The sequence below is a fragment of the Streptomyces drozdowiczii genome, assembly GCF_026167665.1.
In the GTDB taxonomy this organism is placed as follows: domain Bacteria; phylum Actinomycetota; class Actinomycetes; order Streptomycetales; family Streptomycetaceae; genus Streptomyces; species Streptomyces drozdowiczii_A.
Genome location: NZ_CP098740.1, coordinates 2781355 through 2806222, shown reverse-complemented (window position 1 = coordinate 2806222; position 24868 = coordinate 2781355). Strand labels below are relative to the sequence as shown.

The window sequence follows — 24868 nt, the reverse complement described above, 5'->3', positions numbered from 1 at the left end:
TTCCCGATCACTCCAGACCCGCCCGGCATCAGCGCAGGTCATATGCTGTTCGGCATGTCGGATCTACGGCGCCTGCGCTATTTCCTGGCCGTGGCGGAGGAACGCAACTTCACCCGCGCCGCCGAGCGCCTGCACATCGCGCAGCCCGCGCTCAGCCGCCAGATACGTGAGCTGGAGCGGGAGTTGGGCGTACGGCTCCTGGACCGCACCACGCACTCCGTCGAACCCACGGAGGCCGGGCGGCTGTTGATGGAGCGCGGCGCGGCCCTCAGCGAGGAGGCGGACCGCCTCTGGCGCGAGGTGCGCGGCTTCGCCGGGGGCGAGAGCGGCACGCTGGTGCTCGGCTACAGCATGAGTACGAGCTACGAGACGGCCCCCGCGATCCTCGCCGCCCTGGCGGACCGGCTGCCCGGCGTCACCGCCGACACCCGGCTGCTGTCCACGGCCGAGATCCTGTCCGGGGTCGCCGACGGCACCCTCGACGCGGGCCTGGTCCGCTGCCCGCCGCCGACGCCCGAACTCGTGCGGACGCTCGTACGGCTGGAACCGCAGGGCGTCCTGATGTCCGCCGCCCACCGCCTCGCGGCGCGCCCCGCCGTGGACCCGGCCGAGCTGTCCCCGGAGACGCTGCTCATCCACCCGCGCGAGGCCAACCCGGGCCACTACGACGCGATCACGGCCCTCCTGGCCGAGGCGGGCGCCACCCCCGAACTGCGCCTGCGCCCGCTGACGTTCGACGCCGGCCACACCCCGGTCGCCCGGGGCGACGCGGTCTCGGTCGTCGGGGACTCGGCCGCCCCGAGCCTGCCCGCCGGGCTGGTGTGGCGCCCGCTGACCGGGGGAGCGGCCATCGAACTCCACCTCCTCACCCGGGGCCGGGGCGCCCGCCCGGTGGTCGCCCAACTCCTGCGTACGGCGGGGGAGGTGGCCCGGGCCGGGGGGTGGCTGCGGTCGCCGGGGGCGGCGGGGTGAGCGGGGCGGCCCGTCGGGTCACCGGGGGACGACGGCCAGCGCCTCCACCTCGATGAGCAGCTCCGGCCGGTAGAGAGCGGCCACCTGCACGGCCGTGCTGGCCGGGGGCCGCCGCACGTCGACATGGACGTCCCGGGCTGCCCGGATGGCGGGCAGGAACGCCACATCGGTGACGAAGAAGCTGAGCTTGGCGACGTCGGCGAACGTCGCCCCGCCCGCGGCGAGGCAGCGCGCGAGGTTCTCGAAGACCTGCCGGGCCTGGGCCGCGGGGTCGCCCTCCCCGACCACGTCCCCGTTCTCGTCGAGCGCGACCTGGCCGGAGATCACGACGAGCCTGCCCTCCCCGGTGACGACATGGCTGTAGCCCTGGGCGGGGGCGACTCCGTTGGGCGGTATGTGGGTCAGCGTGGACTCGCCGGACCCGTCGTGTGCGTTGTGCACGGGAACCTCTCTCCTGTGGTGGCTGATGGGCTCAACCATATGTGTCCGCAGGCGAGTTGGGTTCCCGCTGAACTGCCGCCCAGGATGTCAGCGCCACGCCGCGGTGATGTCCTCAGGGCCCCACTGCGCGGGCGCCTACGGCGGCCAGCGTCCGCAACCAGTCCTCGGGGGCGGCGGCGTGCTCCAGCGCCGCACCGTGGTCCCGCATCCCCTGACCGCCGGCGACCGCGTCGAACAGCGCCCGCCGGGCGAGCGGCGCCGGCTGGCTCCGGGTCGCCTGGAAGAAGACGTACGGTCGGCCCGACCGGGCGCAGAACTCCTGCACCAGCCGGGTCTTGCCGATCCGCCGCCGCCCCTTGATCACCAGGGCCTGCCCCGCGCTGCCCGCATACGGATTCCTGTGACCGCCGGTGCCTACCCCCGGAACTGCCGGTACGTCAGCTGCTTCACCCGGCGCAGCAGCGGCATCGACTCCACGTGCTCGACGCCGTCCAGGCCGCCCAGGCGTTCGCTGAGGTAGCGGTAGAGGTGGGCGGAATCGCGGGTGATCACGACCGCCATCAGATTGGACGGGCCCGTGGTGGCCGCCGCGTACGCCACCTCGGGGTCGGCCCCCAGCGCCTCGCCCACCGCGTGGAGGGCGCGGGGGGCGGCGGTGACGCAGAGCATGCTGGAGTTGCGGAAGCCGAAGTAGCCGGCGTCGAACTCCACGTCCACGTACAGCGCGCCGGACGCGGTCAGCCGGGCCAGGCGGCGCCGGACCGCCGATTCGGAGAGGCCGGTCGCGCTCTGGAGTTCGGCGTACGTGGCCCTGCCGTCCCGTTCCACCGCGGCGACCAGGGGTTCGTCGTCGGCGGTGATGACCCGCGGGCCGGGCGGGGCGGGGTCGGCGGCCGGGGCGAGGGCGGCGGCCTCCTCTCCCGTCAGCGCGGTGCTCTTGTGCAGCCAGCCGCTCGGGCCGCCGTAGAACCGGTGCAGCAGCTGGTGCGCGCGGATGTCCACGATGTGCGGGGTGCGCGGCAGCTTGCCGAGGAGCAGGTCGTCGGCGTCGCCCCGGTTGCGTACGTTGGCCGTGCAGGTCACCTCCGTGCCGCCGGAGGTCAGCCCGACCCAGGCGGTGTCGGGGCGCTTGGCCAGGGCCTCCGCGATGGCCGTCGCGCCCTCCGGCGCGCACCGCACCCGCAGCAGCCAGTGCTCGAACGGCTCGTCCGACGCGGCGCACCTGACCCCGACGACCCGCAGCCCGCCCTCCGCCCGCAGCCTCCGGAAGCGGCGCGCGACCGTCTGGTCGGAGACGCCGAGGACGGCCGCGATCCGGCTGAAGGAGGCGCGGGCGTCCAGTTCGAGGGCGTGCAGGATGCGCAGGTCCAGGGCGTCGCCCCGGGTGGGTGATTCCACTCCCGAAGGCCCCTTCCGTGTCGGATTCCGGCGCCGGGGTGTCACTGGCTGGGGATTCCGGCCGCCCGCATCCGATCGTACGGGGGTGGCCGCCGGTCACACGGAACCCGTACGGGAGAAGGACAAGGACATGCGTAAGTGGGGGCCGCTCACCGCGGTCTGTCTGGGGACGTTCATGCTGCTGCTGGACGTCACGATCGTCATCGTGGCACTGCCCGACATGGCGAAGGCGCTCGACGCCTCGCTCTCCGACCTGCAATGGGTCATCGACGGCTACGCCCTCGCGCTGGCCGCCCTGCTCCTCGGGATAGGCGCGGCGGCCGACCGGCTCGGCCGGCGCCGGGTCCACGTCGTCGGCGTCGTGCTCTTCGCCGCCGCCTCGCTGGCCTGCGGGCTCGCCTCCTCGCCGGGCCTGCTGGTGGCGGCGCGCGCCGTCCAGGGCGTGGGCGCCGCCGCGATGTTCGCGACGACGCTGCCGCTGCTCGCCTCGGTCTACCGGGGCAAGGACCGGTCCGTGGCGCTCGGGCTCTGGGGCGCGGTGGCCGGGGGCGCCGCCGCGATCGGGCCCGTGGTCGGCGGGCTGCTCGCCGAGGGGCCCGGCTGGCGGTGGATCTTCTACGTCAACCTCCCCGTGAGCGTCGCCGCGATCTGGCTGACCGGCAGGACCGTGCCCGAGTCGCACGGGGCGCGGGACCGGCGCACCGACTGGGCGGGGACCGCCGCCTTCGCGGTGTTCGCCGGGGCGGCCACGTACGCCGTCGTCCGGGCCGGCAGCGTCGGCTGGGCGTCCGGGCAGACGCTCGCCACGTTCGGGATCGCCGCGCTCGCCCTGGTCTGCTTCGTCGTCGTGGAACTGCGCGTCGAGCACCCGCTGCTCGACCTCTCGCTGTTCCGCACCTCCGCGTTCACCGGGGTGATGGCCGGGGCGCTCGCCTTCAACATGGCGGCCTTCGGCGTGCTGCCGTACACCTCGATCTGGTTGCAGACGGTCCTCGGACTCAGCCCGGTCCAGGGCGGCCTGGCGGTCCTGCCGCTCGCCGCCACCTCCTTCGTGGTCGCCGCCGCCGGCGGCCGGCTGCTGCACGGGGTGCAGCCCCGCTTCACCATCGGCATCGGACTCGCCCTCATCGGCGCCGGCACCCTCGCCCAGGCGGTCCTGGGCGCGGGCTCCTCCTGGCCCGCCCTGATCCCGGGCCTGGCGCTCGCGGGCATCGGTACGGGCCTGGTCTCGCCGGCCATCGCGGGCGCGGCGCTCGCGGCGGTCCCGCCGGAGCGGGCCGGGATGGCGGGCGGCGCGGTCAACACCTTCCGGCAGCTCGGTTACGCCTTCGGGGTCGCCGTGCTCGGGACGGTGCTGACCTCCCGGATGGCGGAGAGCCTGGGCGACGGGAGGTCCCACGCCCTGGCGGGCGGCGGCGCGGCGGGGCTGCGGGCCGCCGGGATGCCGGAGCACGCGCTGCGGACGGCGTTCGCCTCGGGGCTGAACACGGCCGCGGTGGTGGCCGGTGCGGTGGGCGTCGTCGCGGGCGTCGCGGTGCTGCTGCTGGTGAAGAAGGCGGAGCGGCCGGTGGCTGCGACGGAGGGCAAGGAACCCGTACCGGAGGCCGTGCGGGCGGGGTGAGGGCGCGGCGGCGCGTGGTCCTCAATCGGCTCATGGGCCCGGTTTTCTGCGATTATGCGAAGAACAGGGCCTTGTGACCATGAAGGGACCACTATGTGCGGAATCGTGGGTTACGTCGGCGGACAGTCGGCACAGGACGTCGTCGTCGCGGGCCTCAAGCGGCTGGAGTACCGGGGCTACGACTCCGCCGGCATCGCCGTCCTCGCCGACGGCGGGCTCGCCGCCGCCAAGAAGGCCGGGAAGCTGGTCAACCTGGAGAAGGCGCTCGGCGAACACCCGCTCCCGGCCGGCACCGCCGGGATCGGGCACACCCGCTGGGCCACCCACGGCGGGCCCACCGACGCCAACGCCCACCCGCACCTGGACAACGCCGGCCACGTCGCCGTCGTCCACAACGGGATCATCGAGAACTTCGCCGCCCTGCGCACCGAGCTGGGCGAGCGGGGCCACGATCTGCTCTCCGAGACCGACACCGAGACCGTCGCCCACCTCCTCGCCGAGGCGTACAGCCAGAGCGGGGAGCCGGCGGAGGCCATGCGCCAGGTGTGCCGCCGCCTGGAAGGGGCGTTCACCCTGGTCGCGGTCTTCGCGGACGCGCCCGACGTGGTCGTCGGCGCCCGGCGCAACTCCCCGCTCGTCGTGGGGCTCGGGGACGACGAGTCCTTCCTCGCCTCCGACGTCGCCGCGTTCATCGAGCACACCCGGTCCGCGATCGAGCTGGGCCAGGACCAGGTGGTGGAGCTGCGCCGGGACGGCGTCCTCGTCACCGGCTTCGACGGCCGGCCCGCCGAGGTCCGCGAGTACCACGTCGACTGGGACGCCTCGGCCGCCGAGAAGGGCGGTTACGCGTCCTTCATGCTCAAGGAGATCGCCGAGCAGCCGAAGGCCGTCACCGACACCCTCCTCGGCCGCATCGACCCCGAGGGCACCCTCCACCTCGACGAGGTCCGCATCACGCGCGGCGAGCTGCGCGAGGTCGACAAGGTGGTGATCGTCGCCTGCGGCACCGCGTACCACGCCGGGATGATCGCCAAGTACGCCATCGAGCACTGGACCCGCATCCCCTGCGAGACCGAGCTGGCCAGCGAGTTCCGCTACCGCGACCCGATCCTGGACCCGCACACCCTGGTCGTCGCCATCTCGCAGTCCGGGGAGACCATGGACACCCTGATGGCCCTGCGGCACGCCCGCGAGCAGGGCGCGAAGGTCCTCGCCATCTGCAACACCAACGGCTCGACCATCCCGCGCGAGTCCGACGCCGTCCTCTACACGCACGCCGGGCCCGAGGTCGCCGTCGCCTCCACCAAGGCGTTCCTCACCCAGCTCGTCGCCTGCTACCTCGTCGCCCTCTACCTCGGCCAGGTGCGCGGCACCAAGTGGGGTGACGAGATCCGGACCGTGATCCGGCAGCTCTCCGAGATCTCCGGCTCGGTCGAACGGGTCCTGGAGACCATGGAGCCGGTCCGGGAGCTGGCCCGTTCGCTCGCCTCCCACGACACCGTGCTCTTCCTCGGCCGGCACGTCGGCTTCCCGGTCGCCCTGGAGGGCGCGCTGAAGCTCAAGGAACTCGCGTACATGCACGCCGAGGGGTTCGCCGCCGGTGAGCTGAAGCACGGGCCGATCGCGCTCATCGAGGACGGGGTGCCCGTCGTCGTCGTGGTCCCCTCCCCGGCCGGGCGGTCCGTGCTGCACGGCAAGATCGTGTCGAACATCCAGGAGATCCGGGCCCGGGGCGCCCGTACCGTCGTCATCGCCGAGGAGGGCGACGAGGAGGTCGTCCCGTACGCCGACCACCTCATCCGCATCCCCGCAACGCCTACGCTGCTCCAGCCGCTGGTCGCCACCGTGCCGTTGCAGGTCTTCGCCTGCGAACTCGCGACGGCCCGGGGCAACGAGGTGGACCAGCCGCGCAACCTGGCGAAGTCCGTCACCGTGGAGTGAGCCGAGCAGTGAGGGTGGGAACGTGATCATCGGGGTCGGGATCGACGTGGCGGAGATCGAGCGGTTCGAGGCGGCGCTGGAGCGTACGCCGCAGCTCGCCTCTCGGCTGTTCGTGGAGGCGGAGCTGCTGCTGCCGAGCGGCGAGCGGCGCGGGATCGCCTCGCTGGCCGCCCGGTTCGCCGCGAAGGAGGCCCTGGCGAAGGCGCTCGGCGCGCCGGGCGGGCTGCTGTGGACGGACGCGGAGGTGTACGTGGAGGAGAGCGGGCAGCCGCGGTTGCGGGTGGGGGGACGGTGGCGGCTTGCGCCGCCGGGTTGGGGGTGCGGCAGTGGCATGTGTCGCTCAGCCATGACGCGGGGGTGGCGTCCGCGGTGGTGATCGCGGAGGGGTGACGTGGGCTCCGCCCCTGTGGCCCCGGGTGCCCCGGTGTGCCGGTTCCGTCCTCAATCGCCGGACGGGCTTGAATGTGCGGCCCGTCCTCGGTTCCGTTACCGATGTCCTCAAGCGCCGGACGGGCTTGATGGGGCCGGTCGCCGCTTGTCGGTGCCGCCCGTCGCCTGCGTGGGGTTCTCAACCTGCGTACGTTGGAAGGCATGCGTACCGCCTACAGCGTTGACACCGTACGGGCCGCCGAAGCGGCTCTCATGGCTCGGCTTCCCGACGGGGCCCTGATGCAGCGGGCCGCCGCCGGGCTCGCCGCCGCCTGTGCCGGGCTGCTGCGGCGGGGCGGGCGGGTCTACGGCTCACGCGTCGTCCTCCTCGTCGGCACCGGCGCCAACGGCGGCGACGCCCTGTACGCCGGGGCCCGGCTCGCACGGCGCGGCGCGGGAGTGGTCGCCGTGCGGGTCAGCCCGGGGCGGGCCCACGAGGCGGGCAGCGCGGCCCTGGTCGCGGCGGGCGGGCACGTCGTCGACGGGGCGGAGAGCACCGCGCACGAGGACTGGGCCGGGCGCATCGACCTCGTCGTGGACGCCATCACCGGCATCGGCGGACGCGGCGGACTGCACCCCGAGGCCGCCGAGCTGGTCCGGAAGTACACCGCGCACGGCGCGCCCGTCGTCGCCGTCGACCTGCCCAGCGGGGTCGAGGCGGACACCGGCGAGGTGACCGGCGACGCGGTGCGCGCGGACGCCACCGTCACCTTCGGCGCGTACAAGCCCGCGCTGCTCGTGGACCCGGCCGCCGAACGGGCCGGGGCGCTGAGCCTCGTGGACATCGGCCTCGGGCCCGAACTCCCCGCCGTGCCCGACCTGGAAGCGCTCCAGTACGCGGACGTGGCCGCCCTGCTGCCCGTACCGGCCGCCGAGAGCGACAAGTACCGGCGCGGGGTCGTCGGCATCGCCGCCGGATCGACGCGCTACCCGGGCGCCGCCGTGCTCGCCGTCTCCGGGGCGCTGCGCGCCGGGGCGGGCGCCGTGCGCTACGCGGGCCCCGGCGGCGAGGCGGTCATCGCCCGCCACCCGGAGACCCTGGTCCACGCGGGAAGGCCCTCCGAGGCCGGGCGGGTGCAGGCGTGGGTCGTCGGCCCCGGACTCGGCGACGGCACCGAGGCCGTGGCGGCCGTCTCCGACGTGCTGGCCACCGACGTGCCGGTGCTGGTCGACGCGGACGGGCTCCGGCTCCTGGACGCGGACGCGGTCCGGGCCCGCACCGCGCCCACCGTCCTCACCCCGCACGCCGGGGAGGCCGCCGCGCTGCTCGGCGTGGCGCGCGAGGAGGTCGAGGCGGGGCGGCTCGCCGCCGTACGGGAGCTGGCCGGGCGGTTCGGCGCGACCGTGCTGCTCAAGGGCTCGACCACCCTCGTCGCCACCGACGCCCCGCACACCCCGGTCCGGGTCAACCCGACCGGCACCCCGTGGCTGGCCACCGCCGGCAGCGGCGACGTGCTCTCCGGCCTCACCGGCTCCCTGCTCGCCGCCGGACTCGCCCCGCTCGACGCCGCGTCCGCCGGGGCCTATCTGCACGGGCTCGCCGCCCGCCGCGCCGCCGACGGCTCCCCGCTCGCCGCGATGGACGTCGCCGACGCGATCCCCGGGGCGTGGCGGGACGTCCGGGCCTGAGCGAAGCTGAGGGAGAAGACCGCCGAGGAGAGGTGACCGGCCGTGAGCAGCAGCGGTGACGTGCGCGTACGCCGGGTCTACGACGGGGTCGAGGAGGGCGACGGCACCCGCGTCCTGGTGGACCGGCTGTGGCCGCGCGGGGTGTCCAAGGAGAAGGCCGCGATCGACCGCTGGCTCAAGGACCTCACCCCGTCGGACGAGCTGCGCTCCTGGTACCACGAGGACCGCTCCGCCACCCGCTACGACGCCTTCGTCGAGCGCTACCGGGCGGAACTCGCCGGTCCGGCCGAGTCGGCGGCCGTGGACGAGCTGGCCGGGCTGGTCCGCGAGGGCGGCCCGGTGACCCTCGTGACGGCCGTCAAGGACGTCGAGCACAGCCACGTACCGGTCCTCGCCGACCACCTGGAACACGAGCTGCGCCACCGCTGACGCGCCCCGCCGGACCGGCCCGCCCGGGCGGGAATGAGAAACTGGGCGCGATATGAACGAGACAGCGTCCTTGCGAGCCCGTGCCGAGATCGACCTCGCCGCACTCCGCGCCAACGTGCGCGTCCTGCGCGACCGGGCGGCCGGGGCGCACCTCATGGCCGTGGTCAAGGCCGACGCCTACGGGCACGGCGCGGTCCCCTGCGCGCGCGCCGCGCGGGAGGCGGGCGCCGCCTGGCTGGGCACCGCGACCCCGCAGGAGGCCCTGGCCCTGCGCGCCGCCGGGCTCGACGGCCCGATGCTGTGCTGGCTCTGGACCCCCGGCGGGCCCTGGCGCGAGGCGATCGAGGCCGACATCGACGTGTCGGTCAGCGGGATGTGGGCGCTGGCCGAGGTCACCGAGGCCGCCGCGGCGGCCGGCCGGACCGCCCGTATCCACCTCAAGGCCGACACCGGACTCGGCCGGGCCGGCTGCCAGCCCGCCGACTGGCCCGAGCTGGTCGCCGCCGCCCGCGCCGCCGAGCGCGCGGGCACCGTCCGCGTCACCGGCCTCTGGTCCCACTTCGCCTGCGCCGACGAGCCGGGCCACCCCTCGATCACCGCCCAGCTGGACACCTTCCGCGACATGGTGGCGTACGCCGAGAAGGCCGGCGTCGAGCCCGAGGTGCGGCACATCGCCAACTCCCCGGCGACCCTGACCGTCCCCGAGTCCCACTTCGACCTGGTGCGGACCGGGATCGCCATGTACGGCATCTCGCCCAGCCCGGAGCTGGGCACGTCCGCCGACTTCGGGCTGCGGCCCGTGATGACGCTCGCCGCGTCCGTCGCCCTGGTCAAGCAGGTCCCGGCCGGCCACGGCATCAGCTACGGCCACCACTACACGACCCCCGCGAGACCACCCTCGCCCTGGTGCCCCTCGGTTACGCCGACGGCATCCCGCGCCACGCGTCGGGCCGGGGCCCGGTCCTGGTCGGCGGGGTGCGGCGGACGATCGCGGGCCGGGTCGCCATGGACCAGTTCGTCGTGGACCTGGACGGCGACGAGCCGGTGGCGGGCAGCGAGGCGGTGCTGTTCGGGCCCGGCGACCGGGGCGAGCCGAGCGCCGAGGACTGGGCGGAGGCCGCCGGCACCATCGCGTACGAGATCGTCACCCGGATCGGGGCCCGGGTACCGCGCGTCCACCTGGGCGCCACGACCGACTGACACGACCCACTGGCACGACCCACGAGGAGCGGGGCACGGGTGAGCGACATCAGCACGGGTGACGTGATGGCGACGGCGGCCGCTTCGGGGGCCGGCTGGCGCCGGGCGGGCATCGCCGGCGCCGCCATAGGCGTGCTCGCCGCCGGGGCCGCGGCCGGGGTCGCCGTGGAGCGGCTGACCGTCGGCCGGGGCATGCGCAAACGGGCCCGCCTCGCCCTGGACGCCACCGGCCCGTACGGCTCGCTGCGCGGGACGCCCGGCCGGGCCACCGCCGACGACGGCACCCAGCTGTACTACGAGGTGGACGAGGTCGATCCCCCGAGGACCCCGGCCCCACGGGCTCCCGCCGGCGCCGCCTCTTCGGCCGCAAGGCGCCCGCCCCCGTCACCGTCGTCTTCAGCCACGGCTACTGCCTCGGCCAGGACTCCTGGCACTTCCAGCGCGCCGCCCTGCGCGGCATCGTGCGCACCGTCCACTGGGACCAGCGCAGCCACGGCCGCTCCGAGCGCGGCCGCGCCCAGGCCCGCGCCGGGGGAGGGGTGCCCGTCGGCATCGACCAGCTCGGCCGCGACCTCAAGGCCGTCATCGACGCCGCCGCGCCCGACGGTCCGCTCGTCCTCGTCGGCCACTCGATGGGCGGCATGACGATCATGGCGCTCGCCGACCAGTACCCGGAGCTGCTGCGCGACCGGGTCGCCGCCGTCGCCTTCGTCGGGACGTCGAGCGGCCGGCTGAACGAGGTCAGCTTCGGGCTCCCCGTGATGGGCGTCAACGCCGTGCGGCGCGTCCTCCCCGGCGTGCTGCGGGCGCTCGGCTCGCAGGCGGAGCTGGTGGAGCGGGGGCGCCGGGCGACCGCCGACCTGTTCGCCGGGCTGATCAAGCGGTACTCCTTCGGCTCCCGGGACGTCGACCCGGCCGTCGCGCGGTTCGCGGAACGGCTCATCGAGTCCACCCCGATCGACGTGGTCGCCGAGTTCTACCCGGCCTTCGCCGAGCACGACAAGAGCGCCGCGCTGCCCCTCTTCCGGGACCTCCCGGTCCTCATCCTGGCCGGTGACAAGGACCTGGTGACGCCCAGCTCGCACAGCGAGGCCATCGCGGACCTGCTGCCCGACGCGGAACTCGTCATCGTGCCGGACGCCGGGCACCTGGTGATGCTGGAGCACCCCGAGACGGTGACCGACCGGCTCGCGGACCTGCTGGTGCGGGCCGGAGCCGTACCGGAGTCCTCTAACGTTGGCGGGCATGGAACCGCAGAACAACCCGGCGGCCGCTGAGGCCACCGCGTACGAGAACGCCCCCGGCGCCGTCACCGTCAAGCTGGCCGTCGACTCCCCCGAACAGATGCGGGCCCTCGGCCGCCGGCTCGCCGCCGCGCTGCGCCCCGGCGACCTCGTGATGCTCACCGGTGAGCTGGGCGCCGGCAAGACGACCCTGACCCGGGGGCTCGGCGAGGGCCTGGGCGTCCGGGGCGCGGTGACGTCCCCCACCTTCGTGATCGCCCGCGTCCACCCCCCGCTCTCCGACGGGCCCGCGCTGGTCCACGTCGACGCGTACCGCCTGGGCGGCGGGCTCGACGAGATGGAGGACCTGGACCTCGACGTGTCGCTGCCGGAGTCCGTGGTGGTCGTGGAGTGGGGCGACGGCAAGGTCGAGGAGCTTTCGGACGACCGGCTCCAGGTGTTCATCGACCGCGCGGTGGGGGACACGGACGACGAGCGCCGCACGGTGACCCTGGTGGGCGTGGGGGCGCGCTGGGCGGGGCTGCGGAACGAGTCCTGGACGCCGTGGGGCTGACCGCCCCGCTGTTTCCGACGCGGTGTCGGCAAAATGTTGCGCGGGACGGGGCGGGCATGGTGACATGGAGGACGAGAGCGTAGTTAGGTCTACCTAACCATGCCTTCCACCGGAGCCGGAGCCCCAGGAGGCGTCATGCCGACATCCGACCGAAAGACCGGCCCGCCGCGGGCGGTACCGACGAGCACTCTGCTGGCCGCGACGGCAGCGGCGACCGCGGTGTCCACCCCTCCGCCCGCGCGTAAGAATCCGGACGGGCGGCAAAATCAAGCCCGTCCGGCGAGTGAGGACGTCTGTGACGGGGGCGCGGACAACGCGCGCCGGTAGATCAAGCCCGCCCGGCGATTGAGGACAGCGCGACGGGGCCGCCGGGCCCCGGGCTAGGGGACCACCACCACGGTCGCCCCCACCGTGGCGAACCGCCACACCGCGTCCCCGTCGGCCCGGGACATCCGCACGCCCCCCGCCTTCACCGTCGGGTCCGGCGCCTCCATGGACCCGTCCTGCGCGGCGCTGAAGCCGATCGTCACGTCGTTGACCGTCGCGAACCGCACGACGTGCTCGATCGGCACCCCGTCCGACCCCTTGACGCTGCCCGACCGCGAGGTCACCGCGTAGGTGCCCGGCACGGCGCTCACCGAGCTGGGCATCACCTTGAACGTCCGGGACGCCTTGCCCTTCGCGTCCACCAGCCACACCCGGCGGTCCTTCAGCGCGTACACGACGCGCATGCCGCTGCCGGACCGGGCGGGGACGGCCAGCGGGTCCTTCTTCGGCTTGGCCGTGCCGTGCCCGCCGGCCGGGGCGGACGCCGACGCGCTGCTGGACGCCTTCGGCTTCGCCGTCAGGTCGTCCGGCACGTTGGCGGAAGCCTGGTACGCCAGGAAGCCGACCGCCGCGACGGCCGCCGCGGTGAGCGCGGCCACGATTCCCGAGCTGCCCCTTGCCACCGTGCGTGCCTCTTTCGCTGTCGTGTGCCGTCAGGCGCGAACCGTACGTCGTACGCGAACGTAAGTCGTACAAGCGTTTACACGTACTCCGCGTATACCCGGTGACGGTAGCAGCCGGGACCGCCCGGGCCGGGATGCCGTACGGGGCGCGGGGCGGGCCGCGCCGGAGCCGTAGGCTGTTTGCGTGCTCTTGCTCGCAATGGATACCGCCACCCCCGCCGTCACCGTCGCCCTGCACGACGGGACCCGCGTCGTCGCCGAGTCCGCGCAGGTCGACGCCCGCAGGCACGGGGAGCTGCTGCTGCCCGCCGTCGACCGGGTCCTCGCGGACGCGGGGCTGAAACTCGACGCCGTCACGGACGTCGTCGTGGGCGTCGGCCCCGGCCCGTACACCGGGCTGCGCGTCGGCCTGGTGACGGCCGCCACCTTCGGCTCGGCGCTCTCCGTGCCCGTGCACGGCCTGTGCACCCTGGACGGCCTCGCGTACGCCGCCGGGCGCTCCGGACTCGACGGTCCGTTCGCCGTCGCCACGGACGCCCGCCGCAAGGAGGTCTACTGGGCGCGGTACGAGGACGCCCGCACCCGGACCGAAGGACCGTCCGTCGACCGGCCCGCCGACATCGCGGACCGGCTCGCGGGCCTCCCGGTCGTCGGCGCGGGCGCGGTGCTCTATCCGGAGGCGTTCCCGGACGCGCGCGGTCCCGAGCACCTCGCGGCCGGCGCCCTCGCGGGCCTCGCCGCCGAACGCCTCGCGGCCGGCGACGAGCTGCTGCCGCCCCAGCCGCTCTACCTGCGCAGGCCCGACGCCCAGGTGCCGAAGAACTACAAGGTGGTCACCCCGAAGTGACCGTCACGACCGCGGTGCTGCGCGAGATGCGCTGGTGGGACATCGACCCCGTGCTCGCCCTGGAGCACGAGCTGTTCCCGGAGGACGCCTGGTCGGCGGGCATGTTCTGGTCCGAGCTGGCCCACGCGCGCGGCCCGGCCGCCACCCGCCGCTACGTCGTCGCCGAGGAGCCGGGCACCGGCCGGATCGTCGGGTACGCGGGCCTCGCGGCCGCCGGCGACCTCGCCGACGTACAGACGATCGCGGTCGCCCGCGACCACTGGGGCGGCGGGCTCGGCTCCGAGCTGCTGACCGACCTGCTCAGGCACGCCACCGCCTTCGAGTGCGCCGAGGTGCTGCTCGAAGTCCGCGTCGACAACACGCGCGCCCAGAAGCTCTACGAGCGCTTCGGTTTCGAACCGATCGGCTTCCGCCGCGGCTACTACCAGCCGGGCAACGTCGACGCGCTCGTCATGCGCCTCCACGTACACGAAGAAAACGAGACTGACTGATGGCTGACGAACCGCTCGTACTCGGCATCGAGACCTCCTGCGACGAGACCGGGGTCGGCATCGTCCGGGGGACCACGCTCCTCGCGGACGCCGTCGCGTCCAGCGTCGACACGCACGCCCGCTTCGGCGGCGTCGTCCCCGAGATCGCCTCCCGCGCCCACCTGGAGGCGATGGTCCCCACCATCGAGCGCGCCCTGAAGGAGGCCGGGGTCAGCGGCCGCGACCTGGACGGCATCGCCGTCACCGCCGGGCCCGGCCTGGCGGGCGCCCTGCTCGTCGGCGTCTCCGCCGCCAAGGCGTACGCGTACGCGCTGAACAAGCCGCTGTACGGGGTCAACCACCTGGCGTCCCACATCTGCGTCGACCAGCTGGAGCACGGACCGCTGCCCGAGCCCACCATGGCGCTCCTGGTCAGCGGCGGGCACTCCTCGCTGCTGCTCGCCCCGGACATCACCAACGACGTGCGGCCGCTCGGCGCGACCATCGACGACGCGGCCGGCGAGGCGTTCGACAAGATCGCCCGGGTGCTGGACCTCGGCTTCCCCGGCGGCCCGGTCATCGACCGCCTCGCCCGCGAGGGCGACCCGGCCGCCATCGCCTTCCCGCGCGGGCTCACCGGCTCGCGCGACCCCGCGTACGACTTCTCGTTCTCCGGCCTGAAGACCTCCGTCGCCCGCTGGATCGAGGCCAAGCGGGCGGCCGGCGAGGAGGTGCCGGTACGCGACGTGGCCGCGTCCTTCCAGGAGGCCGTGGTCGACGTGCTCACCCGCAAGGCCATCCGCGCCTGCAAGGACGAGGGCGTCGACCACCTGATGATCGGCGGCGGCGTCGCGGCCAACTCCCGGCTGCGCGCGCTCGCCGAGGAGCGGTGCGAGCGGGCCGGCATCCGGCTGCGCGTGCCCCGCCCCAAGCTGTGCACCGACAACGGCGCGATGGTCGCCGCGCTCGGCGCCGAGATGGTCGCCCGCAACCGGCCCGCCTCCGACCTGGAGCTGTCCGCCGACTCCTCGCTGCCCGTCACCGAGACCCACGTCCCGGGCGTCCACACCCACGACCACGACCACGTACACGAGGTCAGCAAGGACAACCTCTACTCATGAGCGCCCCGGTCACCGCCCTGATGTGGGAGGCCCGCGCCGCCGAGGGCCGGGGCGGCGAACTGGCGGAGTGGGCCCGCGCCCGCGCCGCCGAGCTGCCCCGCCCCCCGCTCCGCAGCGAGCTGCTGCGCGCCCCGCAGGACCGGGTCCTCGTCATCACCTGGTGGCAGGGCGAGTACGCCGACGAGCTGCCGGAGCTGCCCGAGCCGGACGCCGCCCTGGTGACCCGGGCGGTGCACCGCTGGCGCTTCGAATCGCTGGGCGACCCGGCAGGTCGATGAGTTCCCGACGCCTGCGCGGTCTACCCTTCACGGCACTTTGCCCCTGTACGTGAGGAGTGGACCATGCAGAAGGTCACCACGTTCCTGTGGTTCCCGAAGGACCTGATCGAGGAGGCGGCCGACTACTACGTCTCCGTGATCGGCGGCGACTCGCGCGTCCTGGAGACCACCCGCTGGACCGCCGCGAGCCCCGGCGAGGAGGGCAAGGCGATGACCGTCCGGTTCCAGCTGGACGGCGCGGAGTACGTCGCGTTCGACGGCGGACCCGAGTTCACCTTCAACGAGGCCGCCTCGCTCTCCGTCGAGTGCGACTCGCAGGAGGAGACGGACCGCCTGTGGAACGCGCTCACCTCCGGCGGCGGGCAGGAGATCCAGTGCGGCTGGCTCAAGGACAAGTACGGCCTGTTCTGGCAGATCGTCCCGCCGGGCCTCGGTGACGCGCTGACCGACCCGGACCCGGAGAAGGCCGCCCGCGCGATGAAGGCCATGCTCGGCATGAAGCGCCTGGACATCGAGGCCATCCGCAACGCCTGATCCCGGCCCGGCAATTGGGGCCAGGGGCGGTCGATAGGGTCGGCCCCATGTCCCCTCGCTTCGTGCTGCCGCCGCCCCCGCCGCCCGTGGAGATACGTTCCTGGCCCGACCGGGACGCGCTGCTCGCCGACCGGTCCTTCCTGCTCGGCGTGCTGGTCAGGGCGCACATCGGACCGGGCCGGCTGGGGCTGCTGTGGCTGTGGGGGGCGGTCGGCGCGATCGGCTGGTCGTTCATCGGGACGGCGATCATCGCCTTCGAGGATGCGTACGACGTCATCAGCGCGATCCTGGGCGTGGTGATGCTCGCGATGGGCGCCGCCGCCCTGATCCCGGCGGCGGTCCTGCTCGTCTCCGGACTGCGCCGGGACGTGGCGCTGCGCCGGCTGCTCACGCAGTGGGGCGAGCTGGACCGCGACCCCGCCCGCGACGCCGGACTCCGGCTGCCCGGCACGGGCCTGGGGTGGCTGCTGCCCTCCTTCGCGCTCGGCGCGCTGGGCCTCTACCTCTGCGTCGTCGTGCCCGCCGGAGCGGTCCGGGGCGAGGACACGTACGGACTGATGGCGCTGATCATGGGGCTCGGGCTGCTGGCCTGGCTCGTCGGGCTCGTCGGCGTCTTCAAGGCGTTCTGGCACCGGCGCTGGATCGTGCGGACGCTGGCCGGGGCGGCCGTGCGGCCCGCTCCGGTCGCGGAGGGCGGCGGCGTCCACCGCTGAAGCCTCTTCGGCCGCCCCCGTGTGAGCCACCCGGGGGACCGCGCGCGCCCGGCGGCGGTGTCGTGGCCGATGCCCCGTCACGTACTGGCAGGATCCGGCGCCATGCAGCCAGTACGACAAAAGGACAAATTGGCCATGAATGGGCGTGAACCGGGCGCGGTGACGGGCGGGCGGCAGCGGGTACGGGGTCGGCTGCGGCGCGGACCGGGTTACGCGGTCCTCGCCGCGCTCCTGGTCGCCGCCGCCGCGTCCGGCTGTGCGGCCGGGGACGACGCGGACACCGCGGCCCGGAGCGCGAAGGCCCAGGCGGGACAGCCGGGCGCGCCTGCGGAACCGGCGGGCGGGGCGCTCGGCACCCGCGCGGCGCAGGCGGAGCGGGCCAGGCTGGCCCAGGCGGCCCGCGCGGTCGCCGCCAAGAAGTGGGGCCTGGCGACCACGCCGCTCGCGGCGCCCGTACCGCCCGCGAAGAAGCCGCACCTCACGACCCGCAAGGGCTTCGAGGTCTCGGGCCAGGACGACTCGCTGCCGCCGGTCTTCACCCGGGTCCCCACCACGGACAAGGTCGTCTTCCTGACGATGGACGACGGGGACGACAAGGACCCCGAGCTGCTGAAGATGATGTCGGAGCTGAACATCCCGTACAGCGCCTTCCTCACCGACTACCTGGTGCGCGACGACTACACGTACTTCAAGGACGCCCAGTCGCGCGGGACGGTCCTCGGCAACCACACGCTCAACCACCGCTACCTGCCGGGGCTTTCGCACGACGAGCAGAAGCGCGAGATCTGCGGCCAGCAGGACATCCTCCAGGAGCAGTTCGGCAAGCGCCCCCGGCTCTTCCGGCCGCCGTACGGCAACTACAACACCGACACGCTGAAGGTCGCGAAGTCCTGCGGCATCACCGCCGTGCCGCTGTGGGAGGCGGAGGCGTTCCCCGACCACATGGAGTGGCGCGAGGAGGACCGGAAGCTGCACCCCGGCGACATCATCCTCACGCACTTCCGGGGCAAGGCGGACTGGAAGGGGAGCATGCCCGACCTGGTCCGGTCCGTCATGAAGGTCATCACGGACCAGGGCTACTCGGTGGCCCGCCTGGAGGACTACGTATAGGAAGCGGCGTAGGCGCGGACGTCCCCGGGCTCCGGGTGCGCGTCCTCGTAGGCGTCGTGCCAGGCCGTCAGCGTGAGGACCAGCAGCAGGCATACGCCGATCAGCTGGACGGCCCCCGCGATCGGCAGCCCGTGGCGCAGCAGCACCACGCCGATCAGGCAGGCCACCGCCGTGACGGCGGCCAGGACGAGAGTGCCGGACCAGTCCATCCCGGGCGGTCCGGCCTCTGCCATGTCCGGCCCCGGCGGCCGGGGGTCGGAGCCCGTGTACGCGTAGAAGAGGACCGCGCTGACCAACCCCTCCAGCGCGATGAGCAGCAGGCCGAGCACCATGTCGAGGCAGCCGGTCACCACGGGGCCGGGGCGCGAGGGGGCCGGGCGGTCGGAGGTTCGTATGCGCATGCCGCCACCGTCCACCTGGAACGGTCCGGGCGGCCCCGGCGTTGTCCCTACGGTGTCCGGAACGTTGTGCGGTCGCAGCCGTACGGCGGGGCGGGCGGCTCCCGGGTACGCCACGAGGGGCGTGAATTGGCACTCCGCTTGACCGAGTGCTAATCGCGGCCATAGTCTCAGTGCTGGCACTCCCCACTGGAGAGTGCCAGCAGTACTGCGCGACCGGCAGGTCCGGCACCCGCGACGACGGGCCCACCTGGTCGCCACCCCAAAGACTGTTAAACCCCGTGAGATCTCCGAAGGGGGAGACCGGATCGTGTCGACCGCCAGCTCCAAGGTTGCGATCAAGCCGCTCGAGGACCGCATCGTGGTCCAGCCGCTCGACGCCGAGCAGACCACGGCCTCCGGCCTGGTTATCCCGGACACCGCCAAGGAGAAGCCCCAGGAGGGCGTCGTCCTGGCCGTGGGCCCGGGCCGCTTCGAGAACGGCGAGCGCCTGCCGCTCGACGTCAAGACCGGCGATGTCGTGCTGTACAGCAAGTACGGCGGCACCGAGGTGAAGTACAACGGCGAGGAGTACCTCGTCCTCTCGGCGCGCGACGTCCTCGCGATCATCGAGAAGTAATTCACCCACGTTTGCTTCTGTTCTGCGCCCCTGGCCCCCTGCGAACTAACCAGCCGGGCGGCAGGGGCGCAGTTCTTGTTTTTGAGAGGAACAGTTCAGCTCCATGGCGAAGATCCTGAAGTTCGACGAGGACGCCCGTCGCGCCCTTGAGCGCGGCGTCAACAAGCTTGCCGACACGGTCAAGGTGACGATCGGCCCCAAGGGCCGCAACGTCGTCATCGACAAGAAGTTCGGTGCCCCCACCATCACCAACGACGGTGTCACCATCGCGCGCGAGGTCGAGCTGGACGACCCGTACGAGAACCTCGGTGCCCAGCTGGTGAAGGAGGTCGCCACCAAGACGAACGACGTCGCGGGTGACGGCACCACCACCGCCACCGTCCTCGCCCAGGCGCTCGTCCGCGAGGGTCTGCGCAACGTCGCCGCCGGCGCCTCCCCGGCCGCCCTGAAGAAGGGCATCGACGCCGCGGTCAAGGCCGTCTCCGAGGAGCTCCTCGCGACCGCCCGCCCGATCGACGACAAGTCCGACATCGCCGCCGTGGCCGCGCTCTCCGCGCAGGACCCGCAGGTCGGCGAGCTCATCGCGGACGCGATGGACAAGGTCGGCAAGGACGGTGTCATCACCGTCGAGGAGTCCAACACCTTCGGTCTGGACCTCGACTTCACCGAGGGCATGGCCTTCGACAAGGGCTACCTGTCCCCGTACATGGTGACCGACCAGGAGCGTATGGAGGCCGTCCTCGACGACCCGTACATCCTGATCCACCAGGGCAAGATCGGCTCGATCCAGGAGCTGCTGCCGCTCCTGGAGAAGGTCATCCAGGCTGGTGGCTCCAAGCCGCTCCTGATCATCGCCGAGGACGTCGAGGGCGAGGCCCTGTCGACCCTGGTCGTCAACAAGATTCGCGGCACGTTCAACGCCGTCGCCGTCAAGGCGCCGGGCTTCGGTGACCGCCGCAAGGCCATGCTCGGCGACATCGCCACCCTCACGGGTGCGACCGTCATCGCCGAGGAGGTCGGCCTCAAGCTCGACCAGGCCGGTCTGGACGTGCTGGGCACCGCCCGCCGCGTGACCGTCACCAAGGACGACACCACCATCGTCGACGGTGGCGGCAAGTCCGACGAGGTCGCCGGCCGCGTCAACCAGATCAAGGCCGAGATCGAGGCCACGGACTCCGACTGGGACCGCGAGAAGCTCCAGGAGCGCCTGGCGAAGCTGGCCGGCGGGGTCTGCGTGATCCGCGTCGGTGCCGCCACCGAGGTCGAGCTCAAGGAGAAGAAGCACCGTCTGGAGGACGCCATCTCCGCGACCCGCGCCGCGGTCGAGGAGGGCATCGTCTCCGGTGGTGGCTCCGCCATCGTCCACGCCGTCAAGGTCCTCGAGGGCAACCTCGGCAAGACCGGCGACGAGGCCACCGGTGTCGCGGTCGTCCGCCGCGCCGCCGTCGAGCCGCTGCGCTGGATCGCCGAGAACGCCGGCCTCGAGGGCTACGTCATCACCTCGAAGGTCGCCGAGCTCGACAAGGGCCAGGGCTTCAACGCCGCCACCGGCGAGTACGGCGACCTGGTCAAGGCCGGCGTCATCGACCCGGTCAAGGTCACCCGCTCCGCCCTGGAGAACGCCGCGTCCATCGCGTCGCTGCTGCTCACGACCGAGACCCTGGTCGTCGAGAAGCCGGCCGAGGAAGAGCCGGAGGCCGCGGGCCACGGCCACGGCCACTCGCACTAACGCGTAGCGCGAAGAGGCCCGGTCCCCTGCGGGGGGCCGGGCCTCTCTGCTTGCGCGGGGCTTCGTCACGGGGATCTCGGGGAGCCGGCCTTCTCGGCGCCCGGTCCCGCCGTGGACCGTCCACGCCGACAAGGGCTGTGAAGCGACGGTCGGCCGCCGGGTCAGCGCCATTCCGGTGGAATGTTGGCCAGTTGACCCAGCAGATCCCAGTCGGCCGGCTTCAGCTGCGGCTTGTGCCACTGGGCGCCGTGACCGACCCAGTAGCCGCGCAGCTGGCGGACTTGCGTCACGGTGTCATCACCGATGCCGGACTCGTTGTAGCAGCACTCGCAGATGACGTATCGAGGGAACCCGTGCTCGTAGAGAGCCTCCCCGTCATCCAGCCCGCAGATACGGCAAGCGGTCTCAACCGTGTTCTCCGTCCACACAGGCTATCGATCCCACCCCGTGCAGGCGCAACCCTTGGGTTGCGTTCGGGGAGTCGAAGTGCAACTCTGGGGTTGCATCTAATGGTGACGACGAAGGAGCCCTCATGAGCGAGGACCGGATCGAGAGCGAGACCTTGATCGCGGCGCCCCTGGAGCGGGTCTGGTCGCTGGTGGCCCAGCCCGGGTTCTGGGTGGCCGACAAGGCGAGTCTGCCCGGGACCGTGGCCGAGGAGGGGGCGCTGATGACGGCGAGGAACGCCGAGCACGGCGACTTTCCGGTGCGGGTGGAGAAGGTCGAGCCGCCCACGTACCTGGCGTATCGCTGGACCAGCGCGTTCCCCGGAGAAGAGCTGCGCGAGGACAACAGCACTCTCGTGGAGTTCACGTTGACCCCGGAAGGCGGGCAGACGCGGTTGCGCGTGGTCGAGAGCGGGTTCGCGGCGCTGGCCGCGTCCGAGGAGCTGCGCGGTCAGAATCTGAAGGACCACGCCGGAGGCTGGCCTCTGGAGCTCGACGCGCTCAAGGGCCGTGCCGAAGAACAGCCCGCCGCGTGACGGAGGAACACCCCGAGGCCGTCGACGGTGTGCTCGCCGCGCTGGCCGACCCGACGCGGCGCCGGCTGCTCGACCTGCTCGCCGCGCAGGGCGAGGCCACGGCCACGACGCTCGCCGGACCGCTCCCCGTCTCCCGGCAGGCGGTGGTCAAGCACCTCGCCGTCCTGGAGGCCGCCGGGCTGGTTTCCGGCGGCCGGGTCGGACGCGAGGTGCGGTACACGGTACGGCCTGTGGCGCTCGACGCGACGGCGCGATGGATGGCCTCGCTCGCGGCCTCCTGGGACCGGCGGCTGGCCCGCATCAAGCGCGTCGCCGAGGCGGCGGAACAGGAATGAGCACGCCATGGACACCACGGAGCAGGCCACCGTCCTGTGCGACATCGCCGACCGGCTCACCGAGGAAGCCGCCTCGGTCCTGGACCGGCGGGCACGCGTGAAGGCGGGGCCTTCGCGCGTGCCCGGGCGTCACGCCGATCGGGCCAGGGCCGCCGGGTGTACCGGGTCCGCGAACGGGCGGCCTGCCGCGTAGCGTTCCAGTTCGTCCAGTGCGTGGTCGGTCATGCGGTGGAGTTCGTTGCCCAGGGAGCCTGCTACGTGGGGGGTCAGGAGGACGTTGGGGAGGTCGTACAGGGGGGAGTCGGGGGGCGGTAGTTCGGGGTCCGTTACGTCCAGTACGGCGTGCAGGCGGCCCGGGAGCAGTTCGCGGAGCAGGGCCTCCTCGTCGATCAGGGAGCCCCGGGCCGTGTTGATCAGCGTCGAGCCGGTCCGCATCAGGGCCAGCTGGGGGGCGCCGATCATGTGGTGGGTCTCGGGGAGTTGGGGGGCGTGGACGGAGACCACGTCGGCGCGGGCGCACAGTTCGTCCAGGGGGACCGGCTCGACGCCCAGGCGCGCCGCCTCGGCCGCGGTGACGAAGGGGTCGTACAGCAGGACCGCCAGGTCGAAGGGGCGGAGCAGTTCGATGACGCGGCGGCCGATGCGGGAGGCGCCGACGATGCCCACCGTGCGGCGGTAGTTGCCGGCGCCGTCCAGCTCGGCGCGCCAGTCGTGGTCGGCGCGGACCTCGCGGTAGACGTGGGCGGAGTGCGGGACGCGCTTGTTGGCGAGCAGGATCGTGGCCAGGGTGTACTCCGCCACCGGCAGCGCGTTGGCCCCGGCCGCCGAGGAGACGGCGAGGCCGCGCTCCCAGCAGGCGTCGGTGATGTGGTGCTTGACGGAGCCGGCCGCGTGGACGACCGCCTTCAGGCGGGGCGCGGCGGCGAGGACCGGGGCGGTGAGCGGGGTCGCGCCCCAGCAGGTGAACAGGACCTCCGCCTCGGCGAGCGCGGCGGCGACGCGGGGGTCCGGGTCGGCCAGGTCGTGGGCGACGAGGGCCGGGTCCGTACGGGCGAGGGCGGTGAGCCGGTCGCGGTGGCGGGGCTCGAAGAGGCGCTCGTGGATGTCCGGGCCCATCGCGAGCAGGACGGACGGCCGGGGGTCAGTGGTGGACTGCATGGGGGTGAACGACTCCCTCGGGGTGGGGCTACTTGACGCTGCCGGCGGTGAGTCCGGCCTTCCAGTGCCGTTGCAGGGAGACGAAGGCGACGATCAGCGGGATGACGGCGAGGAGCGACCCGGTGACGACGAGCGGGTAGAAGCCCGGCTCGCTGTGGGTGTTGGTGTTCCAGGAGTACAGGCCGAGGCTCAGCGGGAAGAGCTTGCGGTCCGAGAGCATCACCAGCGGGAGGAAGAAGTTGTTCCAGATCGCGGTGAACTGGAAGAGGAAGACCGTGACGAACCCCGGCATCATCATCGGCAGCCCGATGGAGAAGAAGGTGCGCAGCTCGCCCGCCCCGTCGATGCGCGCGGCCTCCAGCGCCTCGCCCGGGATGTAGCCGGCGGAGAACACCCGGGCGAGATAGACGCCGAACGGGTTCACCAGGACGGGGATCAGCACCGACCAGTACGTGTTGACGAGGCCGAGCTTGCTGGCCAGCAGATACATCGGCAGGGCCAGCGCGGTCGTCGGGACGAGCACCCCGAGCAGGACGAGCCCGAACAGCTTCTCCTTGCCCCGGAACTCGTACTTGTCGAAGGCGTACCCGGCGGCGACGCAGATCAGCGAGCAGACCGCGGCGCCCACTCCCGCGTACAGCAGGCTGTTCCCGTACCACCGGAAGTAGACGCCGTCCCCGTACGAGGCGATGTCGGAGAGGTTCTTCGAGAGGTCGAAGCCCTTGAAGGAGAAGGTGTCCCCGGCGAGCAGCGAGCCGGTGTCCTTGGTGGCGGCGGTGACCAGCCAGACGAGCGGGAAGAGCATGTAGAGGACGGCCAGGAGCAGCGCTCCGTTGACGGCCGCCTTGGACAGCCAGGGGTTCTTGCGGGTCGTGGTGCTCATGCGTGCGCGCCCTTCCGGCCGGTGAGGCGGGTGACGACGAAGGACAGCAGGGCCGCGGTGAGCGCCAGGAGTACGGAGGCGGCGGCCGCGAGTCCGAAGTCGTTACGGGCGAAGGCCGCGGTATAGGCGTACATGTTCGGTGTCCAGGAGGAGGAGACGGCGGACCCGGAGCCGGTGTTGAGGATCAGCGGCTCGGTGAAGAGCTGGAGCGAGCCGATGATCGTGAAGAGCACGACCATGACGACCGAGGACCGGATCAGCGGGAGCTTGATGCTGAACGCGATGCGTCCGCCGCTCGCCCCGTCCACCGTGGCCGCTTCGAGCACCGAGCGGTCGATGGCCTGGAGGGCGGCGTAGAAGATCACCATGTTGTAGCCGAGCCATTCCCACAGCGCGATGTTCACGACGGAGGGCAGCGCGCCGCCGGGCGAGAAGAAGTCGAAGCCGATGCCGCCGGAGTGCATCGCGGAGACGACGGGGCTGAGGCCCGGGGTGTAGAGGTACAGCCAGATCATCGCGGCGATGATGCCGGGCACGGCGTGCGGCAGGAACAGCGCGAGCTGGAAGAAGCGCCGGGCGCGGGCGAGCGCCGAGTCGAGCAGCAGGGCGAGGCCGAGGGCGCCGCCGACCATCAGCGGGATGTAGACGGCGCAGTAGCCGAGGAGGACGAGGAAACCGTCGCGGAAGACCCGGTCACCCAGCGCCGCCGTGTAATTGCCGAGTCCGGTGAAGACCGTCTCGGATCCGCCGAAGCCGAGCCCCGACTGCTGTTCGGTGAAGAGGCTGAGCCAGACCGCGTATCCGATCGGGATCAGCATCACGGCGGTGAACAGGACGAAGAACGGGGTCAGCAGGATCGCGGCGGCGCGGGTGCGGGCTTTCAT

At 73.0% G+C, this 24868-nt stretch carries 26 protein-coding genes and 3 pseudogenes; 20 read left to right on the top strand and 9 right to left on the bottom strand.

The window, feature by feature from the left end; translation table 11 throughout:
* Nucleotides 1–54 precede the first annotated feature (54 nt).
* Entirely contained in the window at nucleotides 55–972 is a 918-nt protein-coding gene (locus NEH16_RS12485; protein WP_265542067.1) for a LysR family transcriptional regulator, read from the top strand.
* A gap of 18 nt (nucleotides 973–990) precedes the next feature.
* On the opposite strand, the gene NEH16_RS12480 is transcribed toward NEH16_RS12485, so the two are convergent.
* The 3 genes from NEH16_RS12480 to NEH16_RS12470 form a co-directional block, all read right to left on the bottom strand.
* Nucleotides 991–1413: a RidA family protein gene (locus NEH16_RS12480; RefSeq protein ID WP_265542065.1), complete on the bottom strand. Its 423-nt coding sequence runs from the start codon at nucleotides 1411–1413 to the stop codon at nucleotides 991–993.
* Between the two features lie 112 nt (nucleotides 1414–1525).
* A complete protein-coding gene (locus NEH16_RS12475; RefSeq protein ID WP_265542063.1) occupies nucleotides 1526–1777 on the bottom strand; it encodes a hypothetical protein in 252 nt (83 codons plus the stop codon).
* Nucleotides 1778–1827: 50 nt separating this feature from the next.
* Nucleotides 1828–2811 (bottom strand): Lrp/AsnC family transcriptional regulator, encoded by a 984-nt coding sequence (locus NEH16_RS12470; protein WP_265542061.1) that lies wholly within the window; start codon nucleotides 2809–2811, stop codon nucleotides 1828–1830.
* A gap of 130 nt (nucleotides 2812–2941) precedes the next feature.
* On the opposite strand from NEH16_RS12470, the gene NEH16_RS12465 reads away from it, so the two are divergent.
* The 8 genes and pseudogenes from NEH16_RS12465 to tsaE all read left to right on the top strand — a co-directional run bounded on the left by NEH16_RS12465 (nucleotide 2942) and on the right by tsaE (nucleotide 11857).
* A complete protein-coding gene (locus NEH16_RS12465) occupies nucleotides 2942–4432 on the top strand; it encodes an MFS transporter (RefSeq protein ID WP_265542059.1) in 1491 nt (496 codons plus the stop codon).
* Between the two features lie 93 nt (nucleotides 4433–4525).
* Complete coding sequence (gene glmS / locus NEH16_RS12460; RefSeq protein WP_073964412.1) at nucleotides 4526–6373, top strand: glutamine--fructose-6-phosphate transaminase (isomerizing); 1848 nt, start codon at nucleotides 4526–4528, stop codon at nucleotides 6371–6373.
* Between the two features lie 22 nt (nucleotides 6374–6395).
* Nucleotides 6396–6763: pseudogene (locus tag NEH16_RS12455) on the top strand (holo-ACP synthase).
* A 201-nt stretch (nucleotides 6764–6964) separates the two neighbouring features.
* A complete protein-coding gene (locus tag NEH16_RS12450) occupies nucleotides 6965–8431 on the top strand; it encodes an NAD(P)H-hydrate dehydratase (RefSeq protein ID WP_265542057.1) in 1467 nt (488 codons plus the stop codon).
* Nucleotides 8432–8473: 42 nt separating this feature from the next.
* Nucleotides 8474–8860: a DUF488 domain-containing protein gene (locus NEH16_RS12445; RefSeq protein ID WP_265542055.1), complete on the top strand. Its 387-nt coding sequence runs from the start codon at nucleotides 8474–8476 to the stop codon at nucleotides 8858–8860.
* Between the two features lie 52 nt (nucleotides 8861–8912).
* Nucleotides 8913–10060: pseudogene (alr, locus tag NEH16_RS12440) on the top strand (alanine racemase).
* Nucleotides 10061–10099: 39 nt separating this feature from the next.
* Nucleotides 10100–11337: pseudogene (locus tag NEH16_RS12435) on the top strand (alpha/beta fold hydrolase).
* Nucleotides 11306–11857, top strand: a complete 552-nt coding sequence (gene tsaE / locus NEH16_RS12430) for a tRNA (adenosine(37)-N6)-threonylcarbamoyltransferase complex ATPase subunit type 1 TsaE (protein ID WP_265542053.1) — start codon at nucleotides 11306–11308, stop codon at nucleotides 11855–11857. The pseudogene NEH16_RS12435 and the gene tsaE overlap by 32 nt, the downstream one beginning before the upstream one ends.
* 380 nt (nucleotides 11858–12237) lie before the next feature.
* Here the strand turns inward: tsaE and NEH16_RS12425 are convergent, their stop codons facing one another.
* A complete protein-coding gene (locus NEH16_RS12425) occupies nucleotides 12238–12783 on the bottom strand; it encodes a hypothetical protein (RefSeq protein ID WP_265547164.1) in 546 nt (181 codons plus the stop codon).
* Nucleotides 12784–13006: 223 nt separating this feature from the next.
* On the opposite strand from NEH16_RS12425, the gene tsaB reads away from it, so the two are divergent.
* The 7 genes from tsaB to NEH16_RS12390 all read left to right on the top strand — a co-directional run bounded on the left by tsaB (nucleotide 13007) and on the right by NEH16_RS12390 (nucleotide 17880).
* Nucleotides 13007–13654, top strand: a complete 648-nt coding sequence (tsaB, locus tag NEH16_RS12420; RefSeq protein WP_265547163.1) for a tRNA (adenosine(37)-N6)-threonylcarbamoyltransferase complex dimerization subunit type 1 TsaB — start codon at nucleotides 13007–13009, stop codon at nucleotides 13652–13654.
* The gene (gene rimI, locus NEH16_RS12415) at nucleotides 13651–14145 is read left to right on the top strand and encodes a ribosomal protein S18-alanine N-acetyltransferase (RefSeq protein WP_073964403.1); all 495 of its coding nucleotides are present in this window, start codon (nucleotides 13651–13653) and stop codon (nucleotides 14143–14145) included. Before tsaB ends, rimI begins: the two co-directional genes overlap by 4 nt.
* The gene (gene tsaD, locus NEH16_RS12410; protein WP_265542050.1) at nucleotides 14145–15245 is read left to right on the top strand and encodes a tRNA (adenosine(37)-N6)-threonylcarbamoyltransferase complex transferase subunit TsaD; all 1101 of its coding nucleotides are present in this window, start codon (nucleotides 14145–14147) and stop codon (nucleotides 15243–15245) included. Before rimI ends, tsaD begins: the two co-directional genes overlap by 1 nt.
* Nucleotides 15242–15523, top strand: a complete 282-nt coding sequence (locus tag NEH16_RS12405) for a hypothetical protein (protein WP_073964401.1) — start codon at nucleotides 15242–15244, stop codon at nucleotides 15521–15523. Before tsaD ends, NEH16_RS12405 begins: the two co-directional genes overlap by 4 nt.
* A 63-nt stretch (nucleotides 15524–15586) precedes the next feature.
* On the top strand, nucleotides 15587–16057 hold the full coding sequence (locus tag NEH16_RS12400) for a VOC family protein (RefSeq protein WP_265542048.1): 471 nt from the start codon (nucleotides 15587–15589) through the stop codon (nucleotides 16055–16057).
* A 47-nt stretch (nucleotides 16058–16104) separates the two neighbouring features.
* Nucleotides 16105–16770, top strand: coding sequence for a hypothetical protein (locus NEH16_RS12395; protein WP_265542047.1), 666 nt, complete (start codon nucleotides 16105–16107; stop codon nucleotides 16768–16770).
* Nucleotides 16771–16905: 135 nt separating this feature from the next.
* Entirely contained in the window at nucleotides 16906–17880 is a 975-nt protein-coding gene (locus tag NEH16_RS12390; protein WP_374215661.1) for a polysaccharide deacetylase family protein, read from the top strand.
* Here NEH16_RS12390 and NEH16_RS12385 read toward each other — a convergent pair.
* Complete coding sequence (locus tag NEH16_RS12385) at nucleotides 17871–18281, bottom strand: DUF6234 family protein (protein WP_265542043.1); 411 nt, start codon at nucleotides 18279–18281, stop codon at nucleotides 17871–17873. The two genes, NEH16_RS12390 and NEH16_RS12385, sit on opposite strands and share 10 nt — an antisense overlap.
* A gap of 307 nt (nucleotides 18282–18588) precedes the next feature.
* On the opposite strand from NEH16_RS12385, the gene groES reads away from it, so the two are divergent.
* Nucleotides 18589–18897: a co-chaperone GroES gene (groES, locus tag NEH16_RS12380; protein ID WP_018101172.1), complete on the top strand. Its 309-nt coding sequence runs from the start codon at nucleotides 18589–18591 to the stop codon at nucleotides 18895–18897.
* 103 nt (nucleotides 18898–19000) lie between these two features.
* Complete coding sequence (gene groL, locus NEH16_RS12375) at nucleotides 19001–20626, top strand: chaperonin GroEL (RefSeq protein WP_073964396.1); 1626 nt, start codon at nucleotides 19001–19003, stop codon at nucleotides 20624–20626.
* A gap of 161 nt (nucleotides 20627–20787) precedes the next feature.
* Here groL and NEH16_RS12370 read toward each other — a convergent pair whose 3' ends face one another.
* Nucleotides 20788–21054 carry a hypothetical protein gene (locus tag NEH16_RS12370; RefSeq protein ID WP_265542039.1) on the bottom strand — a complete coding sequence of 89 codons (267 nt, stop codon included), beginning with the start codon at nucleotides 21052–21054 and terminating at the stop codon, nucleotides 20788–20790.
* 104 nt (nucleotides 21055–21158) lie between these two features.
* Here NEH16_RS12370 and NEH16_RS12365 point away from each other — a divergent pair, with 104 nt between their 5' ends.
* Both NEH16_RS12365 and NEH16_RS12360 read left to right on the top strand, forming a co-directional pair.
* Complete coding sequence (locus NEH16_RS12365) at nucleotides 21159–21608, top strand: SRPBCC domain-containing protein (RefSeq protein ID WP_265542037.1); 450 nt, start codon at nucleotides 21159–21161, stop codon at nucleotides 21606–21608.
* A complete protein-coding gene (locus NEH16_RS12360; RefSeq protein WP_265542035.1) occupies nucleotides 21605–21943 on the top strand; it encodes an ArsR/SmtB family transcription factor in 339 nt (112 codons plus the stop codon). The genes NEH16_RS12365 and NEH16_RS12360 overlap by 4 nt, the downstream gene beginning before the upstream one ends.
* Nucleotides 21944–22072: 129 nt before the next feature.
* Here NEH16_RS12360 and NEH16_RS12355 read toward each other — a convergent pair whose 3' ends face one another.
* The 3 genes from NEH16_RS12355 to NEH16_RS12345 are packed head-to-tail and all read right to left on the bottom strand — an operon-like array spanning nucleotide 22073 to nucleotide 24868.
* Entirely contained in the window at nucleotides 22073–23101 is a 1029-nt protein-coding gene (locus NEH16_RS12355) for a hydroxyacid dehydrogenase (RefSeq protein ID WP_265542033.1), read from the bottom strand.
* A 28-nt stretch (nucleotides 23102–23129) separates the two neighbouring features.
* Nucleotides 23130–23984, bottom strand: a complete 855-nt coding sequence (locus tag NEH16_RS12350) for a carbohydrate ABC transporter permease (RefSeq protein ID WP_073862660.1) — start codon at nucleotides 23982–23984, stop codon at nucleotides 23130–23132.
* Nucleotides 23981–24868, bottom strand: coding sequence for a carbohydrate ABC transporter permease (locus NEH16_RS12345; protein ID WP_073964391.1), 888 nt, complete (start codon nucleotides 24866–24868; stop codon nucleotides 23981–23983). The genes NEH16_RS12350 and NEH16_RS12345 overlap by 4 nt, the downstream gene beginning before the upstream one ends.

Coding starts and splice junctions, on each gene's coding strand:
- NEH16_RS12385 (WP_265542043.1), bottom strand. CDS start 18,281: ATGCGCATACGAACCTCCGACCGCCCGGCCCCCTCGCGCCCCGGCCCC.
- NEH16_RS12400 (WP_265542048.1), top strand. CDS start 15,587: ATGCAGAAGGTCACCACGTTCCTGTGGTTCCCGAAGGACCTGATCGAG.
- NEH16_RS12350 (WP_073862660.1), bottom strand. CDS start 23,984: ATGAGCACCACGACCCGCAAGAACCCCTGGCTGTCCAAGGCGGCCGTC.
- NEH16_RS12345 (WP_073964391.1), bottom strand. CDS start 24,868: ATGAAAGCCCGCACCCGCGCCGCCGCGATCCTGCTGACCCCGTTCTTC.
- NEH16_RS12395 (WP_265542047.1), top strand. CDS start 16,105: ATGTCCCCTCGCTTCGTGCTGCCGCCGCCCCCGCCGCCCGTGGAGATA.
- glmS (WP_073964412.1), top strand. CDS start 4,526: ATGTGCGGAATCGTGGGTTACGTCGGCGGACAGTCGGCACAGGACGTC.
- NEH16_RS12485 (WP_265542067.1), top strand. CDS start 55: ATGTCGGATCTACGGCGCCTGCGCTATTTCCTGGCCGTGGCGGAGGAA.
- NEH16_RS12365 (WP_265542037.1), top strand. CDS start 21,159: ATGAGCGAGGACCGGATCGAGAGCGAGACCTTGATCGCGGCGCCCCTG.
- tsaE (WP_265542053.1), top strand. CDS start 11,306: ATGGAACCGCAGAACAACCCGGCGGCCGCTGAGGCCACCGCGTACGAG.
- groL (WP_073964396.1), top strand. CDS start 19,001: ATGGCGAAGATCCTGAAGTTCGACGAGGACGCCCGTCGCGCCCTTGAG.
- tsaB (WP_265547163.1), top strand. CDS start 13,007: ATGGATACCGCCACCCCCGCCGTCACCGTCGCCCTGCACGACGGGACC.
- NEH16_RS12390 (WP_374215661.1), top strand. CDS start 16,906: ATGAATGGGCGTGAACCGGGCGCGGTGACGGGCGGGCGGCAGCGGGTA.
- NEH16_RS12450 (WP_265542057.1), top strand. CDS start 6,965: ATGCGTACCGCCTACAGCGTTGACACCGTACGGGCCGCCGAAGCGGCT.
- NEH16_RS12355 (WP_265542033.1), bottom strand. CDS start 23,101: ATGCAGTCCACCACTGACCCCCGGCCGTCCGTCCTGCTCGCGATGGGC.
- NEH16_RS12465 (WP_265542059.1), top strand. CDS start 2,942: ATGCGTAAGTGGGGGCCGCTCACCGCGGTCTGTCTGGGGACGTTCATG.
- NEH16_RS12405 (WP_073964401.1), top strand. CDS start 15,242: ATGAGCGCCCCGGTCACCGCCCTGATGTGGGAGGCCCGCGCCGCCGAG.
- tsaD (WP_265542050.1), top strand. CDS start 14,145: ATGGCTGACGAACCGCTCGTACTCGGCATCGAGACCTCCTGCGACGAG.